At 70.9% G+C, this 17,089-nt stretch carries 10 protein-coding genes; 6 read left to right on the top strand and 4 right to left on the bottom strand.

Annotated elements, in window-relative coordinates:
* Positions 1-57 precede the first annotated feature (57 nt).
* Positions 58-1,545: a class I SAM-dependent methyltransferase gene (locus tag Q664_RS13825; protein ID WP_043394477.1), complete on the top strand. Its 1,488-nt coding sequence runs from the start codon at positions 58-60 to the stop codon at positions 1,543-1,545.
* Positions 1,546-1,553: 8 nt separating this feature from the next.
* Positions 1,554-2,720 (top strand): pyridoxal phosphate-dependent aminotransferase, encoded by a 1,167-nt coding sequence (locus tag Q664_RS13830; RefSeq protein ID WP_043394479.1) that lies wholly within the window; start codon positions 1,554-1,556, stop codon positions 2,718-2,720.
* 7 nt (positions 2,721-2,727) lie between these two features.
* Here Q664_RS13830 and Q664_RS13835 read toward each other — a convergent pair whose 3' ends face one another.
* The 4 genes from Q664_RS13835 to Q664_RS13850 all read right to left on the bottom strand — a co-directional run bounded on the left by Q664_RS13835 (position 2,728) and on the right by Q664_RS13850 (position 8,734).
* Complete coding sequence (locus Q664_RS13835) at positions 2,728-3,642, bottom strand: fatty acid desaturase family protein (RefSeq protein WP_052518065.1); 915 nt, start codon at positions 3,640-3,642, stop codon at positions 2,728-2,730.
* 166 nt (positions 3,643-3,808) lie between these two features.
* The gene (locus Q664_RS13840; protein ID WP_043394481.1) at positions 3,809-5,152 is read right to left on the bottom strand and encodes a hypothetical protein; all 1,344 of its coding nucleotides are present in this window, start codon (positions 5,150-5,152) and stop codon (positions 3,809-3,811) included.
* Positions 5,149-7,200: a hypothetical protein gene (locus Q664_RS13845; RefSeq protein ID WP_052518066.1), complete on the bottom strand. Its 2,052-nt coding sequence runs from the start codon at positions 7,198-7,200 to the stop codon at positions 5,149-5,151. Before Q664_RS13845 ends, Q664_RS13840 begins: the two co-directional genes overlap by 4 nt.
* Before the next feature lie 22 nt (positions 7,201-7,222).
* Positions 7,223-8,734: a class I SAM-dependent methyltransferase gene (locus tag Q664_RS13850; RefSeq protein ID WP_043394483.1), complete on the bottom strand. Its 1,512-nt coding sequence runs from the start codon at positions 8,732-8,734 to the stop codon at positions 7,223-7,225.
* Between the two features lie 116 nt (positions 8,735-8,850).
* Here Q664_RS13850 and Q664_RS13855 point away from each other — a divergent pair, with 116 nt between their 5' ends.
* From Q664_RS13855 to Q664_RS13870, 4 genes are read left to right on the top strand one after another with little or no spacing between them, the layout of a single operon-like run.
* Complete coding sequence (locus Q664_RS13855) at positions 8,851-12,774, top strand: SDR family NAD(P)-dependent oxidoreductase (RefSeq protein ID WP_235216688.1); 3,924 nt, start codon at positions 8,851-8,853, stop codon at positions 12,772-12,774.
* A gap of 48 nt (positions 12,775-12,822) precedes the next feature.
* Positions 12,823-14,865, top strand: coding sequence for an FtsX-like permease family protein (locus tag Q664_RS13860; RefSeq protein ID WP_235216689.1), 2,043 nt, complete (start codon positions 12,823-12,825; stop codon positions 14,863-14,865).
* A gap of 2 nt (positions 14,866-14,867) precedes the next feature.
* Entirely contained in the window at positions 14,868-16,166 is a 1,299-nt protein-coding gene (locus Q664_RS13865; protein ID WP_043394487.1) for an ABC transporter permease, read from the top strand.
* Positions 16,166-16,942, top strand: coding sequence for an outer membrane lipoprotein-sorting protein (locus tag Q664_RS13870; protein WP_152622085.1), 777 nt, complete (start codon positions 16,166-16,168; stop codon positions 16,940-16,942). Before Q664_RS13865 ends, Q664_RS13870 begins: the two co-directional genes overlap by 1 nt.
* Positions 16,943-17,089: the final 147 nt, after the last annotated feature.

The following is a 17,089-nucleotide window of genomic DNA, read 5'->3' on the forward strand; positions in this document are numbered from 1 at the left end:
AGCCGTGACCCGTTGTTCCATACTTGAGTTCCCCCCAGGCGACCCGAGGCACCCACCGTGGCCGAGTCCACCCCCGCGCTCTCCCAGACCGCGTTCGTCCAACAACTCAACTTCTGGGCCCGTGACGCGAGCAACGAGTCCGCGGCGCTCCTGGGCGCCTTCGCGCTCGGGATGTTCGCGCACCTCCCGGACGAGGGTGCCTCCGCGCCCATCTCCCTGGAGTCGCTCGCCCAACGCATCGGCGGCACCGAGCGGGGCACGCGCTCCGTCATCGAGCCGCTCGTCGGGCTCGGCTTCGTCCGGCTGGAGGAGGGACGGGGCTACTCGCTCCCAGCATCCAGTGACTTCCTGCGTCACGAGGGCTTCGCCGCCCGGATGCGCGAGGCGCTGGACGGGTGGCTCGTGTCCGCGAAGCTGCCCGAGGCGCTTCGCACGGGCGCTCCGGTGGAGTGGCGGGGCGGCTCGAGAGATCTGCTCGGGTGGTACCGCCAGGAGTTCCTCGCGCCCCGCGCACCCGCGCCGAGTCCCACCGCCGCGGACTACGAGGACCGGGCCGTCCGCAACTTCCTGCGCACCCAGGCGCTCGTGACGAGCGGCACGGTGGGTCTGCTGGAGGCGATGGTGTCCGGCCCCCGGCTGCTCGCGGAGCTGGCGAAAGCCACCGGCACCCAGCCCGAGGCCCTGCGGGTGCTGCTCGGGGTGCTCGCGTCCATGGGGCTCGTCCGGCAGGAGGGGGATGCCTTCGGCTTCTCCGAGCTGGCCGGCCGCTCCCTGGATGCCACCAGCCTGCCGTACTTCCAGCGCGCGCTGCCGGCCACCATGGACTATTGGGAGGCCTTCGCCCACCTGGACGAGGCCGTCACCCAACGCACGTTCCGCCTGGACCTGCGGGACCCGGAGACGGCGAAGCGCATCTACCAGCAGAACGCCTCGCGTATCACCGGCATCTTCGTCTCCCACCTCAAGCTGGGCCGCAAGGCCGCGGAGCTCGTCGCCAGCATGCGCCCGCTGAAGGACGCGCGGGTGCTCGACGTGGGCACCGGCTCGGGCGTCTGGGGCGCCGCCTTCGGACTGGCGGACCCCTCCGTGCACGTCACCTACCTGGACTCCGAGCACGTCCTGGCGCAGGTGAAGCCCAACATCGCGAAGCTCAAGCTGGAAGGACGCGCGCGTTACTGGGCCGGAGACTGCCTCTCCGTGGACTACGGCGAGTCCCAGTACGACGTCATCCTCCTGCCCCAGGTCATCCCCGCGCTGCCTCCCGAGGAGCTGCCGCGCCTCTTCGGGCAGCTCGCCCGCGCGCTGCGTCCCCAGGGGTTGCTCCTCGTCTCCGGCTACCTGCTGACGGACCGGCGCGATGGGCCCCTGGACGCGCTCTACTTCGCGCTGCGCCGCTACGTGTCCAACGAGGGCGATGTGCTGTCCATGCCCGACTTCCGCCGGCTGCTCGAGCCCGTGGGCCTCACCTCCTCCCGTGGCTTCGAGATGCCCATCCAGCAGGTCGTCGTCGCCTCGCGCGGGGACGTACCGTGGCCCTCCCCCTGAGGACAGACATGGAGCTACTTCGCTCGTTCTTCATGGAGGACTACCTCGAGGGCTCGCGCTTCACCGCGCGCTACAACCTCGGCGAGTCCGGTGGCAGGCCCCGCACGGTGGGGGAGCTGCTCACCGGCTCCGGCGTCGGCCCCCAGCAGGCCATGGACACGTTCCTCTCCACCCTGCTGCGCGACAGCCCCAACTGGGGCCGCGCCGACTTGAGGGAGCTCGTGGCCGCCATGCACCCCGGTGCCACGCGCGACAACGTCCTCATCACCACCGGCACCAGCGAGGCCCTGTTCCTCCTCTTCCGGCAGCTCCGCCCGCGCAAGGTGGCCCTCGCCTGGCCCGCCTTCCAGCTCCTCTACGAGCTGCCCATGCAGCAGGGCGCGGAGATCGTCCGGCTCCCCGTGCGCTGGGACTCGCGCGGCGTGCCCTCCGTCGACACCGGCGAGTGGCTCGCCCGGCTCGAGAGCGAGCGCCCGGACGTCGTCGTCATCAACAACCCGCACAACCCCAGCGGGCTGGTGCTCTCCCCGGAATCGTTGGAGCGCGTCTCCCGGTGGGTGGAGAAGTCCGGCGCCACGCTCGTCGGTGACGAGCACTACCGTTTCCTCTCCTCCGAATCCGAGACCCTGGGCGCCACGGTGTACCGCCCGGGCATGCGCTCCTTCGTCACCGGCTCCTTCATCAAGTGTCTGGGCTGTCCGGGCCTGCGCATCGGCTGGTGCGTGGGCGACACGGCCATGCTGGCGCGCATGCAGAACGAGAAGAACTACACCACGCACACCGTGAACCCGGTGGCCGAGTGGATCTCCCACGAGGTGCTCAAGGAGCTCCGCAGCCCCGCCCTCACCGAGGCGCGTGAGGACTGGCGGCGAAACCGGCGCACCCTGGCCGCCTTCCTGGAGCGCTCCCAGGGCGTCTACGGCGTGGCGCCGGCCGGAGGCCTCGTCACCAGCATCGGCGTGCGCGGCGTGGCCAGCACCCGGGAGTTCGAGGCGAAGCTCCAGGCGCTCGGGGCGGCCGGGGTGTTCGTCCTGCCGCTCAGTGCCATGGAGTACGGCGAGCCCTCGGGCTCCCACCCGCTGGAGCGGGGCCATGGCTTCCGCCTGGGCCTGGGCATCGCTCCGGAGCTCTTCCCGGAGGCCCTGGAGACGCTCGAGCGCGTCACCCGCGGCTGAGCGCTGTTTACAGCAGCGCGGTGAAGGCGTGCGGGCGGTCCGAGTACTCCGGATCCTTCATGAGGATCTCGTGCACGTGGGGCTGACGCGTGGTGGGCACCGCCGGGAAGAGGTGGTGCACCAGGTGGAACTGGTCGTTGCGCGGGAAGATGATCCGGTTGAGCAGGCCCCAGCGGAAGATGTGATTGCGCGTGCGGTAGAACTCGTCCTGCTCGCCGATGATGCCGGCGTGGTCCACCGCGTCCGACCAGTAGCGGACCACCTGGTAGGCCACGAAGTAGGGCACCAGGTAGAAGAGCAGGAAGGCCTTCCAGCCCAGCCCCCACTGCGCCAGCGCGAGCAGCCCGCCGTAGAAGGCCCACCGGCCCAGCGTCACCAGCCACGGATCCGTGCCGCTCCACAGCACCGGGCGCACGAAGGTGGTCAGGTGGCCGAGCAGCAGCGGCCGCAGCAGATGGCGCCGCGCGAAGTCGTCCGTGGGCTCGGCGAACCCGAGCTTGCGGCGGCTCAGGAAGTCCAGATCCTTCTCCGGGTGGCCCAGGTGCTGGTGGTGCGAGAAGTGCTCGCGCGTGTACGGCTCCAGCGCCGTCATGTCGATGATGGCCAGCACGTGCCCGAAGATGCGGTTCATCTTCTTGCCCCGCACGAACATGCCGTGACTGGCCTCGTGCAGCATGTTGCCGAGCGCGCGGAACCGGGTGGCGATCCAGAAGGCCACCAGGGGGTAGAGCAGCCAGCCCACCACGGGACTGGACTCCAGGAGCGCCTGCGCCGCGAACGCCGCGCCCACCCCGAGCCCGATGTGGAACGCCATGTGCCCGATCCCCTCGGCCGTCGAGTGGGAGTGGTTGTTCATCGGCGCCACTTCCCGGGCGTACTTCGTCTTCAGCCGCATCGCCACCGAGCCGGCGCGCTCACTCACGGGCGGCCTTGGAACATCGCTCGTGGGAGGGGGGCTGATCAGTGTCGCAGGGACCATGAGACCTTCCGGAGGGACGAAAAAATTGTAATCCCAGCTTAAACCGAGCGCCGTCCGGTGGGCAAGCGAGCGCCCGGACAAACCCGTACGAAGGGTGAAGGGGAGGGGATCAGCCCCGGTGCCGCTCGGCCACGCGGTAGAGCTGGGTGAGCGAGGCGTCCAGCAGGGACTGGCAGGAGCGCATGTAGCGCCAGGCCCGGGCGAAGGGGAACCAGACGCGCCCGCCCACGAGCACCTGGGTCTCCTCGAGCCTCTGGCGCGGTATCCACCGGCCACCCAGGTGGCGGATCAGGATCTGGCCCAGGTACGCACCGATCGCGGGTACCGCATGTGCGTCGATGTGCTCCCGCTCGAAGACCCGCGGGAAGCTCTCGTGCCAGAACTGGTAGTCCACGTCGGTGAGGGACTCGGGCGTGGCCTTGAAGACGGAGGGCACCTTCGTGTGCAGCAGCGCCACGAGGAGCTCGGCGAGGTAGCTGTAGTGCTCGAGCTCGCGTTGGGGGTCCGCGACGTCCGGAGGCAGGGCGGCGTCGGCGGGGCGCCACTCCTCGGGCTCGGGTGGCTCGAAGGCGTTGAGCTCGGCGATTTTGCGCTGGCGCTCGTGGATGGCCACGTCGTCCACCACGCGCGAGAGGAGCGGGGCCACGTCCGGGTGGAAGCGGGGCTCCACGGGCGCGAGTGTGGCACTGCGCTCGCGCAGGGTGCGCAGCACGGTGGCGAAGTCGAGGTCGGGCCGGAGGTGGCAGTACGCACGGGCCTGGGCGAGGCGGGCCTCGTCGCTGGCGAAGTCCGCGGCGGTGGGCCACGTCACCAGGAGGACGCAACCGTTGGGGAGCTCCTCCACCCGCCAGGCTGGCGTGGACAGCATGCGCTCGCGGCCCACGGCCTCCACCAGCTTCGGGCCGAAGACGTTGAGCCAGAAGAGCTCGTAGAGCTTGTCGAACCCGTCCCGGATGGAGGTCTGCATGTCGCGGCCGAAGAGGGGGGAGTCGGCCAATCCCAAGTCAGCGAGACTGTGGGCAGCTGCATGCGTGACGGGGTAGTGGGAGGCCCAGGCTCGCACCATCTCCACGAAATCGAGACAGCGCTTCGCGTCCGCGAACAAGGAGAGCGGTTGTACGCTGATCGAAACGCCCAGTTCGGGTGGAGAAGGCGGGAACGGGAGCCGGAGAGTCATGTCCAACGCGGGCCACTTCGTCCGGTAGAGCCCAAGGGACGCGCCAGTTCCGTTGCGCTCCTCTTCTTCCGCCTTCCAGAAAGAAGAGCGAGTGTACTTGCGGCGCCGCTTGCCTTGCACGACATCCGGCATCCATCCGTTGGCGTACGCCTCGAGCGTCCGGAGAAAGGGCTCCAGCTCACTTTCCCATGCAGCCTGTGAATCGAAGGCACCCTCATCGAAATCGAGTCGAAGGCTGTCCTCCGGCTTCAAATCGTGCACGCTCAGCACTTTCATTGGAACAGTACCTCCACTCCCGGAACCTTGTTCTTGGCTACATTCGCGGCTTCTCGCAGCGCGTTAGCACCCTTGGGCAGGAGGGCTCCACTTTCGTAGATGAGGCGCACCCGCTGGACGGGCACTTCGCTGCCCTCGCTGAAAAGGGGTTGGAGGGAGCTTCGGCGGATGTCCAGTGTCCCACCATATTTGCGCAGAGCTTCCCTTGCGTCCTCGAGCAACTGTGCTTGCAGAGCCTTGCCTTCCAGTTGCGACAGATCACGGCTCTTGAAGCTGAACGTCTCGACGCGAGGTGGACCTCCCGCGAGCCCACCCTCTTCGATGATGAGTACATCCGCATAGCGCAGGCCGGTGTCGGGCTTCCTCACGCCCACATATTTTTCGATGCGGGGGTTGTTGAATGCCCCGAGGAATCGGCGCTGTGCCCGAGGCAGTTTCGCGTCGGCCCGTAGTGCCTCCACCATGAGGCGCTCGAAGGTCAGCCCCCGGGCGAACCACCCCCGCAGCTGTTCGTAGGGCGCCCAGCGCAGGGGTCCTTCGACCGCCATGCCCTTCTCGAGCTCCCCCAGGCGCTCCGCGTAGTAGGCGACGTACTCGGACCAACGCGGGTTGTCCTTGGCCCCAGGCGGAGGCGCGTCCACTGAGGGACGTTGCTTCTCCAGCACCGCCACATCCCTGGGCAGACGCGGGCCCGTGGCCTCGCGCTCCACCAGCGCCAGTTTTGCCTCCACCACCTCGCGGGTGAGGCCGGCTCCGTCATCCACCAGCGAGGCCAGGCTTCCCGGGCCCGACGGCATCGGGCTCGTGCCCGCTCCGGTCTTCACCGCTGGGGAGCCCGTGGCCCCGGGCCTGGCCCTGGACATCAGCGCCTGTGCCCTGGCCACATCGCCCCGGGTCTCGTTCAGCGCCAGCGCGGCGTCCGCTCCTCCCACGGCCACGAAGCGGCCCGCCTCCCTGTGGGCGCGGATGTTCCGGGCCAGCACCCGCAGGCCGTCCACGCCCAGTCTCGTCTCCCACTGCCGCGCCAGCTCCTGGAGGGCCGTCATGCGCCGCTCCAGGAGCCCGGTGCCTCGGGCTTCGGACAGGACGCGCAGGCCCTTGCCTCCGGCGTACAGCGCCCCCAGCAGTACCGCGGGCGCCAGCTCGCGCGTGGCCTGTTCGTATTGCCCTTGCGAGAGCGAATACGCTCCATGGCCCGTGCCGGCCGCCAGGTAGTAGAAGCCCAGCGGCACGCCAAACGTCATCGCGTCGAAGGTGCCCACCGCCACGCTGCCCGCGGAGAAGTGCCGCAGCGCCAGCGCCCGCTCCACCTCATATGAGGCCTGTTGGTACGGGGGCGGCAACCGTGCCCTCCGTGCGGACAATTCCGTGTACCGGGCGCCGTCGCTCGCCGGGCTGCTGGAGAGCACGTCCCTGGCGGCGCGGCCCAGGCCTCTCAGCACGTCTCCGGACTGCTCGGCCCGTTCCTGGTAGCGCGAGAGCGGCAGGCCCCGTGCCTCCAACTCCTCGCGCACCGAGGGCATGAGCGCCAGCGTCTGCCCCAACTGCTTGTCCCGGGCCAGCAGCCGCAGCACCTCGTCCACTTCGTCGTCGTAGGCGGAATGCAACACGAAGAGGGCGAACACCTCTGCATGGAAGAGGCCGAGGTGCTCGGTGGTGCTGACGAGGAAGGCGGCGCGTTTGCGCTGGAGGAGGTGCGCGGCGTCTTCACTCACGGGCCCCAGGGCACCCAGCCGCACCGCGCTCCAGTCGTCCAGGGCCTCCATCAGCCGGGGCATGTCCACGCGCTGCTGCAACGCGATGAACTCGGCGGGCGAGCGGCATGCGAGGAAGGGGGCGAGGAGCGCCTCTTCGTCACCAGAGGAGATGTCGGGCCCGTCCGGGGGCCCGGCCCTGTCTCCGCAGGTGGGAGCTGCCATCCCGAGAGGGGCCACCTGGCACGAGGCGCCGGAGTGTGGCGCCACCGTGGCGCACCCCGTGTTGAGCAGGACGGCGCCCAGCAGCGGCGCCACCCACCCGTGTGCCAGGGCCCAGGCTCGCCTGGTCATGTTCCGCGGCACGAACGGCCGCTCAGGCGGCGGCGCGCGGAGGAGGCGCGAGCTGCGTGGGCAGCGTCACCCCGGGCCGCGCCGCGAGGACGAGCTCCTGTGTCGGCAGCGGCAGGCACACCGTCGAGGTGAGTCCCACGTCCGCCAGCAGCGCGGCGTACTCCGAGTGGGACAGCAGATCCCCCTCGTTGGTGAGGAATCGCCTCAGCCCGAAGTAGAGGTGATCCAGCGGACCGTCCCGCCGCTCGTGGAGCACGTACTCGGCGATGACCAGGATGCCTTCCGGCTTCAGCGCGCGCGCCACCCGGCGGAACATGTCCGGCAGGGACTCGGGCCGCAGCACGTTGAGCACCTGCGGCAGGATGATGAAGTCGTACGCCGCCTCGCCGAAGTCCTGCGTGAAGAGGTTGCCCGGCCAGAAGCGTGCCTGCCCCAGCGCCTCGAGCTGCTCCACGTTGCGCCGCGCCTGCTGCAGCACCACCTCCTGGTCGAAGTAGGTGACGTGCGCCGTGGGCTCCGTCCGCGCGAACGCCACGCCCCACACCCCCGAGCCCGTGCCGATGTCCAGCACCGACGCCCCCGCCAGCGGACGCACCTGCGCCAGCGTCGCCGCCGCTCGTCGGCTGAGCTGGAAGTGCGAGGCGAACACCGCGGTGATCTGATTCGAGTTGTCCGCGTAGAAGCGCCGGCTCACCTCGGCGTCCTTCAGGTCCAGGATGAAGCGCTCGTGCCGCACCGTCTCCTCGAGCCGCTCCAGCGCCTCCCAGTACTGCGCGGACACGGAGAAGGAGCGCAGCAGATACGGCAGCGCCTTGCCGTCGAGCACCTGCCGGGCCTCGTCCGTGAGGCCGCTCGTGGTGCCCTCGGTCCGCGTGAGGCCCAGGTGCGCCAACACCTCCAGCACCCGCCGCAGGCCCCGCTCGCTGGCCCCCGTGGCCGCCCGCAGCGCCGCCTCGTCCTTCTCACCCGTGGCGAGCTGCTCGAGCAGCCCCAGCCGGCCCGCCGTCACCAGCAGCCATGTGCGCGCCGCACTGCGCGCGAAACGGTCGAAGAAGTCCTCCGCCTCGGGCGAGGGCGCGGGCACCGGCTCCAGGAAGAGCTGCCGGTAGTGCTCCAGCACGTCCCAGCGCTGGCCCTCGCAGGTGACGGGCTCTCCCGTCTTCACCGCCTCCTCCAGCTGGCCGATGGGCCCCCACCAGCGCGCCGCCTCGCGCAGCCGCTCCCGGAACGCCGCGTCCTTCAGGAAGGTGGCCACCGGCTTCGTCACCGAGAGGCCTCGCGCCTCGTCCATGTGGACCAGCTCCAGGCACACCAGCAGCTCCACCAGCGACCGCACTCCCCGCACCGACGCCCCCACCTTTCCGGCGAGTGCGTCCACCTTCACCGGCGTGCCTTCTCCCCGCACGGGCAGTGCGTCGAAGAGGCCCAGGCCCAGGGACGTCCGCAGCAGCGCGGACTCGTTGGACGCGTTGCGCGCCCAGAAGTGCAGAGACTGCGCCAGGGAGGGGGGCGTGGCGCTCGGGGGTGCCGACATCGTTTCCTCGGGATGGAGGGGGGGGACTCCAGCTTCGCGCCTTTACCCCTTCTGGAGCAACCTCCCCGGTTTCCCGGGGATGACAGGCTCGCGGGATTCTGCGTTACCATGCGCCCATGACTCCACGAGCGATGATGGCAGGTGAGGTCGAGCGGATTCTTCTCGGCGACTCCCGGGTCCAGGACGTCTGCGTGGTGGGCGAGGGCCGCGACGCGGTGGCCTGGGTGGTTCCCCAGCGTGGAGCGAAGGCGGATGCGTTGTCCTCGTTCTTGCGCGAGCGGCTGGGCGAGGAGGCTCCTCCCGTCACGTTCCTCGATGCCATCCCCCTGCTGGCGTCGGGAGCGCCCGACCACGAGGCGCTCTCCCGCCTGAAGCCCGTCACGCCCGCCGTGCTGCGTCAGGTGGAGTCCCGCTTCCGTGAGGCCGGTCTCGAGGCCGTGGCCCTGGCCGGTCCCCGGCGGGCACCGGAAGTCTTCGAGCCCATCGACGAGCTGCTCCCCGCGTCCCTTCGTCCCCGCACCGGCGCGGCGGCCGAGTCCACGGCCAGCGATGCCTCCGCGGCGGCGGGCCAGGGCTCGGGGCGGCCGTCCCTCGTCGAAGGCGGCCCGCGGCGCCATCCTCCCGGCAACCCGGCGGTGCTCACCGACGTGCTGCGCCGCGCCGCCGAGCAGTACGCCGATCGCACCATCACCTTCATCGACCCGGAGGGCCAGCGCGAGACGCTGCGCTACGCCGAGCTCTGGGACGAGGCCCTGCGCATGCTGGGCGGGCTCACCGCGCTCGGGGTGAAGCGGGGGGACCGTGTCATGCTCCTGCTGGAGCGGCCCGGGGACTACGTCCGGGCCTTCTGGGCCTGCACCTTCGGTGGCGTGGTGCCGGCGCCCATGGCCGTGCCGCCCTCGTTCGAGCGCTCCCACGCCGGCGTGGCCCGGGTCCTCTCGGTGGTGGAGCGGCTGGGTGGACCGGTCGTGCTCGCCGGCACCGAGGGCGCTTCCGCGCTGAGGGCCATGGGCGTGCGGGCCATCGCGGCGCGGGACGTGGACCGCTCCACCCCCGGCGAGGTGGTGCCGCTCTCGCCCTCGGACCCCGCCATCCTGTCCTTCACCTCCGGCAGCACCGGCAAGCCCAAGGGCATCGTCCTCTCGCAGGACAACATGGTGGCCATGTACGGCTCCATGACCGCGGGTGGCTGGTACGAGGAGGGTGACATCGGCCTGGGCTGGATGCCGCTCGACCATGTCGCCGGCGTCAATTACATCCACATGACGGCCCTGTGCACGGGCACCCCGCAGATCCTCGTCGCGCGCGACTACGTCCTCACCGACATCCTGCGCTGGATGGACCTGCACTCCGAGTTCCGCGCCACCGTGAGCTGGGCGCCCAACTTCGCCTTCGGCCTCCTGGCGGACCGGCTCGCCAGGGGCGAGCGCCGCGCGTGGGACCTGAAGTGCGTGCGCGTGCTGGGCTGCGCCGGTGAGCCCCTCGTCGCCGAGACCATGCAGCGCTTCGTCTCCCCGCTCGTCCAGGACGGGCTGCGCGAGGACGCCATCTGTCCCATGTGGGGCATGGCGGAGACGGCGTCGATGTTCACCTCCGTGCGCGGCATCCACACCCACGCGGGCGAGCCGCACGTGGACCTGGGCCCGGCGCTCTCGGGCGGAGCGCTGCGCATCGTCGATGACCAGGACGCGGTGGTGCCCGAGGGCACGGTGGGCCACCTCCAGGTGCGCGGGGCCGCCGTGCTGGCCGGCTACCTCGCCGACCCCGAGCTCAACGCGAAGTCCTTCACCCAGGACGGGTGGTTCCGCACGGGTGACCTCGCGGTCGTCCACGACGGCCACATGGCCATCGCCGGGCGCCAGAAGGAGCTGCTCATCGTCAACGGCAACAACGTCTACCCGCATGAAATCGAGGCGGTGGTGGAGCTGGTGCCGGGAGTGCTGCCGTCGTACGCGGTCGCGTGCCCCACGCGCGTGGGCGGGCTGCAGACGGACGAGGTCATCGTCTTCTTCGTGCCCGCGCCCGGGGCGCCGCCGCTCGGCGAGCTGCTGCGCTCCATCCGCGAGGCCGTGGCGCGGACGCTCGGCATCCAGGTGAGCTACCTGGTCCCGGTGAAGACGCACCAGGTGCCCAAGACGGAGCTGGGCAAGCGCGGGCGTACCGAGATGCGCCGCCGCTTCGAGTCCGGGGAGCTGGCCGACGAGCGCCGGGAGGCCGAGCGCGTCCTCGGTGGGCCCGCGACGCTGCCCCGGTGTCTGGCCGTGCCGCGCCTCGTGCCGCGTCCCCAGGTGCCGGCCGGAGTCTCCGTGCTCTCCGAGACCGTGCTGTTGTTCTCGCCCTCCGGTTTCGCCACCGCCCTGAAGGAGACCATCTCCCGCCCGGTGGAGTGGGTGGCGCTGGCGCCGGATGCGAATCCGCTCCACACGCTCGAGACGCTCGAGGCCCAGAGCCTGCGCTTCGAGGACGTCGTCTACGTCATGGGCCGCGAGGAGGCGTCCCGCGCGGGGAGCGCGGAGCTGGCGCGCTCCATCTCGCCCCTGCTGCGGCTGGTGCAGGGCCTCACCACGAGGGCCGCGGCCACGCCGGTGCGGCTGTGGGTGGTGGCGCCGCGCGCCGAGGGCTCCTCCTTCGATGCGGCGCCGCTCCTGGTGCCGGGTCTGCTCTGGTCCGCGAAGGCGGATGCACCCAACCTCTCCGTGCGCCTGCTCTGGGTGCCCTCCGAGACGCCGGACGCCGCCGCGTTCGTGGCCGGAGAGCTCCAGGGCCTGCGCTCCGCGCGCGAGGTGTCCTTCCACGACGGCCAGCGCTGGGAGCGCGGCTTCACGCCCTGGGTGCCCTCGCGGCTCGAGGGGGCACAGCGGCTCCGGCGCGAGGGGCTGTACCTGGTGACGGGCGCGCTCGGTGGCATCGGCCAGGCCTGGGCGCGCCACCTGAAGCACTCGCTCGGCGCGCGGCTGGTGCTGGTGGGCCGCCGGGCCCGGGACGCCGCCGCCGAGGCCTTGGAGCGGGAGCTCGGGGCCACGTACGCGCAGGTGGATGTCACCGACAGTGCCCGGCTGCGCGCGGTGCTGGACGAGGCCGAGTCCCGCCACGGCCGTCCCTTCGACGGCGTCTTCCACTTCGCCGGCAACTTCGAGCCGGTGCCCCTGGAGGCCGAGGCGCCGGAGACGTTCATCCAGCACGCGGCGGCCCATGTGCTGGGTGCCCTGGCGCTCGCCGAGGCCTTCCAGCCGCGGCCCGAGGCCCTCCTCTTCTTCGCCTCCTCGGTGATGGGGACGGTGGGCTGGTACGCCACCAGCTACTGCGCGGCCACCGGCTTCATCGACCGCTTCGTGGAGCACCTGGCGGCCCGGGGACGGCGCGCGGTGGCGGTGTCGCTCGGCCCCGTGAAGGCCACGGGCATGGCGCGCACCCTGCGGGCCTCTCCCGTGGGCTCCCGCACGTTGGAGCCCCAGCAGGTGCTGGCCGCGCTCGTGCTCGCCCTGGAGTCCGGCCGGACGCACGTGCTGGTGGGCGTGGACGGCTCGGCTCCGGCGTGGCGTACCGCCGGACTGGGCGCGGGTGAGCCCCTGGAGCAGGCCCACGTCTTCTTCACCCAGGCCGCCAGCCCGGGCGTACTCCCGGTGAAGGGCGAGCCAGGTGTCACCGCGCTCCACCCGAGGCCGGCCTTCCCCAGGCGTCCCGATGGGCAGGTGGATGCGGAGGCACTCGCCGCGGAGAGCTTCGGCGAGGGTGTTCCCACCGGGCCCCTGGAGGAGATGCTCGTGGAGGCCTTCCGCGAGGTGCTGGGCGTGGAGGCGGTGGGCACGCACTCCGACTTCTTCTCGCTCGGGGGCAGCTCGCTCCAGGCCACGCGCGTCATGGCGCGCATCCAGGAGCGCCTGGGGCTGCGGCTGCGCGAGAGCGTGCTCTTCGACCAGCCGAGCGTCTCCCGGCTGGCGGCCCATCTCCAGGAGCTGGTGCGCAAGAACCCGGCGGACGTGTCGCAGCTCTCGGACGAGCAGGTGGAGCTGATGCTGCGCGTGCTCGGGACAGGGTAACCAGGGTAGGTTCACGTCCCGTCGGACATCGAGAATCAGGAGTTGGCTTTGACGTTGGTTCGGCTCACGTTGCAGAGCGTCCTGGCTCGTCCTCGGAGCTGGGTGGTCGGGTTGCTGGCGGCGGGAGCGGCGGTGCTGCTCACGCCGGGGCTCGCGCTCGTGGAGAGCATCTCCGAGGGCACGCGCCGCAGCCTCATCGAGAGTGGCACCGGGGACTTGCAGGTGTACCACTCGGGCTCGACGGGGGTGCCCCTGATGTTGGTGGGCCCCAGCGGCGAGGCGGAGCTCACCCCGCTCGAGGACTACCCGGCCGCCGAGGCCGCCCTGCGCTCGGTGGAGGGCATCCAGGAGGTGGTTCCCCTGGAGGTGGGCATGGGCGCGGTGTTCCGGGGCAACTACCTGGACGAGAAGCTGGCCGCGGTGCGGGCCGTGCTCCGCGAGCCCTCCTCCGAGGCGCGTGACGCGCGGCTGGCGCTCCGGGTGGCGGATCTGCGGCGGACGCTGGAGCGCGTGGCGCGGGACGAGGGCAATCGCGAGCAGGCCTTCGCCGCCGAGGCCGCGTACCAGGAGGACCGGGAGGCGCTGGAGCGGATCGTCTCCGCGGACTTCTGGGAGCGCTTCGCCGCCGAGCCCCTGCCGGCCCTGGAGCTCATCGAGAACCGCGTGGCCCGGCTGGCCGGGGAGGGCGAGTCGGTGTCCCTGGACTACCTGGGCACGGACCTGACGCGCTTCGCCGGGGCCTTCCCGCGCTTCGAGCTGCTCTCGGGGCAGATGCCGCCGCCGGGCAGCCGGGGCCTGATGCTGGGGCACGCGGCCTACGAGCAGTTCTTCAAGCTGCCCATCGCCTTCCGGCTCGACGAGCTGCACCGCGCGCTCGAGCGGGGCGCGAGGCTCGCGGACGACGAGGGCCTGCGCACCCAGGTGGATCGCAACCAGGCGGAGCTGCCGGACCTGTTGTCGCGGCTCGACGTGGAGCGGGGCGCGGCGCTCCAGTCCGCGCTGGCTCGCGCGCTGGGACACCCGGGCGAGCTGGAGGCGCTGCTGAAGGAGTTCCTCACCCTGGACGACGGCAACTTCGACGCGCGCTACAAGCTCTTCTACGCCGAGCTGGCGCCCCACCTGCCGCTGTACCGCATCCAGCCCGGGGAGACGCTCTCCCTGCGCAACCCGATGAAGCTCGGCTCCAACGTGCCGGTGAAGGTGTGGGGCACCTTCCGCTTCCGCGGGCTGGGCGGAGACAGCAGCCGCGTCAACACCACCTCGCTCGTGGACCTCGTCACCGCGCGCCAGTTGGCCAACCGGCCCACCCGCGCGGAGCTGGCGGAGGCCCGGCGGCTCATCGACGAGCTCGGGATGGGGGACGCCGGGGCTCCGGCCACGGACGAGCCGTTGGGTCCGCTGACGATCGTCGACGCGGAGCCGGTGAAGGCCTCGGGCGGCGAGCTCGTCGTGGAGCGGGAAGTGCTGGCGGACACCTTCACCGACGAGGAGATGAAGGACGGGAGCGTGCTGCAGGCGGCCATCGTGCTGAAGCCCGGCGCGGTGCCCGAGGAGGTGACGGCGCGCATTCAGCAGCTCGCGGGCGAGAAGAAGCTGCCGCTGGCCACCGTGAGCTGGCAGGAGGCGGGCGGCTTCGTCAGCGGCGTGGTGGGAATGGGGCAGGTGCTGCTGTTCCTGCTCGCGTTGATGCTGGGGGGTTTCGTGCTGCTGTTGTCCACGGGCACGTTGCTGCTGCTGGCCAAGGAGCGGGTAGGGGAGGTGGGGACGCTGCGCGCCATCGGCATGCAGCGCCGGGACGTGTTCCTCTCGCTGTTGCTGGAGGGACTGCTGCTCGGCGGAGTGGGCAGCCTCCTGGGCGCGATGGCGGGCGCGGCCCTGCTGTCGGCGGCCGTGGGCCAGGGAATCTCCGTGAGTGACGAGTCCTTGCAGTTCTTCCTCGGAGGGCCAGTGCTGTACCCGCAGCTGAAGGCATGGCACGGAGGCCTGGTGGTGGTGGGCATGATGTGGGTGGTGGCCTGGGCCTCGCTGGTGCCCGCGTGGCGCGGCAGCGCGGTGGAACCCGTGGTGGCGATGAGCCGGAGGGGGGACTAGCCATGCTCTCCCTGTTGCGAATCGCCCTGCGCAACCTCTTCGTGGACCGCGAGCGGGCGCTGTTGCTCTTCCTCGTCATCGCCAGCGGGAGCGCGGTGCTGGTGGGGGTGATGTCCCTGAAGACGGGCGTGGCCGCGGCCCAGCGCGAGGCGGCGAGGACGCTGCTGAGCGGGGACGTCAACGTGGGGGGCTACTTCAAGGTGCACCCCGACACGCTCGCGCCGGTACTGGGGGATACGCCCCGGGTGCGGAGCGTGGTGGAGCCGCTCGTCCCGGCCGGCTGCGGCCTGCGCGAGCGCGGACGCGGCTACGCCACGGTGGCGGCGGGCCGGCACCGGGTGCGCTCCTTCCTGGTGGGCCTGGACGCGGGACATGAGCGCGAGCTCGTCCAGCGCATGGCCACACGGGAAGGCTCCGTGGCGGCACTGGAGCGCACGCACACGGTGGCGCTCTCCGCGCCGCTGGCCCGGCAGCTCCAGGTGAAGGTGGGCGATGTCACCACGCTCTACACGCAGTTGGTGGGCGGGAAGAACAACGCGCTCGACGTGGAGGTGGCGGCCATCACCGAGCCCGTCGGCCTCCTGGGCGAGTCCTCGGGCATCCTCGTGTCCAACGCCACCCTGCGCGAGCTGCACGGCTACAGGCCGGAGTCCGCCAGCGTGCTCCAGCTCACCTGTGCCGGGGACACGGACGTGGACGCCCTGGCGGGGACCGTGCGCGAGACCCTTCGCACCTCGGGCTTCACGGTGCTGCCGGCGTCGCACGAGGCGTATGGCGACAAGATGGCGCCACTGCTGCGCGAGGGCTGGGCGGGCCAGCGGGTGGACGTCAGCACGTGGCAGGACGAGTCCTCCTTCCTGTCCTTCGTGACGGACGGACTGGGGGCGCTCGCGGTGCTGGTGGGGGTCATCGTCTTCGCCGTGGTGGTGCTGGGCCTGTTCGTGTCGCTGAACGTGTCGGTGCGCGAGCGCACCCGGGAGATTGGCACCCTGCGTGCCATGGGCATGCACCGCAGCTCGGTGGTGGGCATGTTCGTGCTCGAGGGGTTGCTGCTGGGCGTGCTGGCCTCCGCGAGCGGAGCGGCGGTGTCCGCGCTGCTGTGCGTGGGGTTGCGCGGCTCGGTGCCACTGCCCGAGGCGATCTCCAACTTCTTCTTCAGCGGGACGCTCCCGCTCCAGCCCGAGCTGCCGCACGCCGTGGTGGCGGTGGTGCTCGTCACCGTGGGCTCGGTCCTGGCTTCCATCATCCCGGCGGCCCGGGCCGCCTCGCTTTCCCCCCGCTCCGCCATGGAGTTCCTGTGATGACCTCTCGCGCGTTCCTGCCGTCGTGTCTGCTGGCCCTGCTCACCCTGATGCCCGCGGCGGCCTTCGCGGACGCGCCGCCGTCCGGGGATGAGCTCTTGCAGCTCATCGACAAGCGGCTGTCCTTCACGAGCGACTACAAGGGCGTGGTCCGCATCCGGGAGATTCGGAAGGACGGGCAGGACCGGCTCGTCGAGATCAACGTCTACCGGCGGGACAAGACGAGGGATCTGGTGTTCCTCACGACGAAGCCCAAGCACCTGGCGGGAAGCGGGTACCTGCGCATCAGCAACAACCTGTGGGAGTACAACCCCACGGTGGGGCAGTGGGAGCGGACCACGGTGCGCGCGAACATCGCGGGTACCTTCACGTGCGAGTCGGACTTCGATCGCTCGCGGCTGGCGGAGGACTACACGGCGAAGGACGAGGGCGTGGAGAAGCTCAACGGCACGTCCTACCGCAAGCTGTACCTGACGGCGAAGGCGGGCGCCGAGGTGCCGTTTCCGCTGCTGCGCATCTGGGTGGACCCGGACAACAACCTGGTGAAGCGGATCGGGTACGCGCCGTCGGGGAAGACGCTGCGCACGGACACCATCCGGGCGTACCAGCGCATCAAGGATCCGGAGAGTGGCCAGCAGGTCTACCACTACAAGGAAGTCATCGAGGAGGAGGCCGAGTCGGGGATGAAGATGGTGGTGCGCTACGAGGACGTGCAGCTCGCCCCGCTGGACGCGAACATCTTCACCAAGTCCTGGCTCGAGGCCCGCGCCCGCTAGGGAAAACCGGGTTGCGCATGCTCCCTCTCCCTCTGGGAGAGGGCGGGGTAAGTTCTCTGGTCGGAAGGCGAGGATACCCCTGTCTACTTTCTGGCGTCCAAAGAGAGCTTCTGCACTCTCTATGGCAGCACGAGAACTGCAGCTATC

Source organism: Archangium violaceum Cb vi76 (assembly GCF_000733295.1).
GTDB classification, from domain to species: domain Bacteria; phylum Myxococcota; class Myxococcia; order Myxococcales; family Myxococcaceae; genus Archangium; species Archangium violaceum.

Bases quoted from the DNA above. Each gene is read 5' to 3' on its own strand.
- Q664_RS13865 (WP_043394487.1), top strand. From the start codon at position 14,868: ATGCTCTCCCTGTTGCGAATCGCCCTGCGCAACCTCTTCGTGGACCGC.
- Q664_RS13840 (WP_043394481.1), bottom strand. From the start codon at position 5,152: ATGAAAGTGCTGAGCGTGCACGATTTGAAGCCGGAGGACAGCCTTCGA.
- Q664_RS13850 (WP_043394483.1), bottom strand. From the start codon at position 8,734: ATGTCGGCACCCCCGAGCGCCACGCCCCCCTCCCTGGCGCAGTCTCTG.
- Q664_RS13830 (WP_043394479.1), top strand. From the start codon at position 1,554: ATGGAGCTACTTCGCTCGTTCTTCATGGAGGACTACCTCGAGGGCTCG.
- Q664_RS13855 (WP_235216688.1), top strand. From the start codon at position 8,851: ATGACTCCACGAGCGATGATGGCAGGTGAGGTCGAGCGGATTCTTCTC.
- Q664_RS13845 (WP_052518066.1), bottom strand. From the start codon at position 7,200: ATGACCAGGCGAGCCTGGGCCCTGGCACACGGGTGGGTGGCGCCGCTG.
- Q664_RS13870 (WP_152622085.1), top strand. From the start codon at position 16,166: ATGACCTCTCGCGCGTTCCTGCCGTCGTGTCTGCTGGCCCTGCTCACC.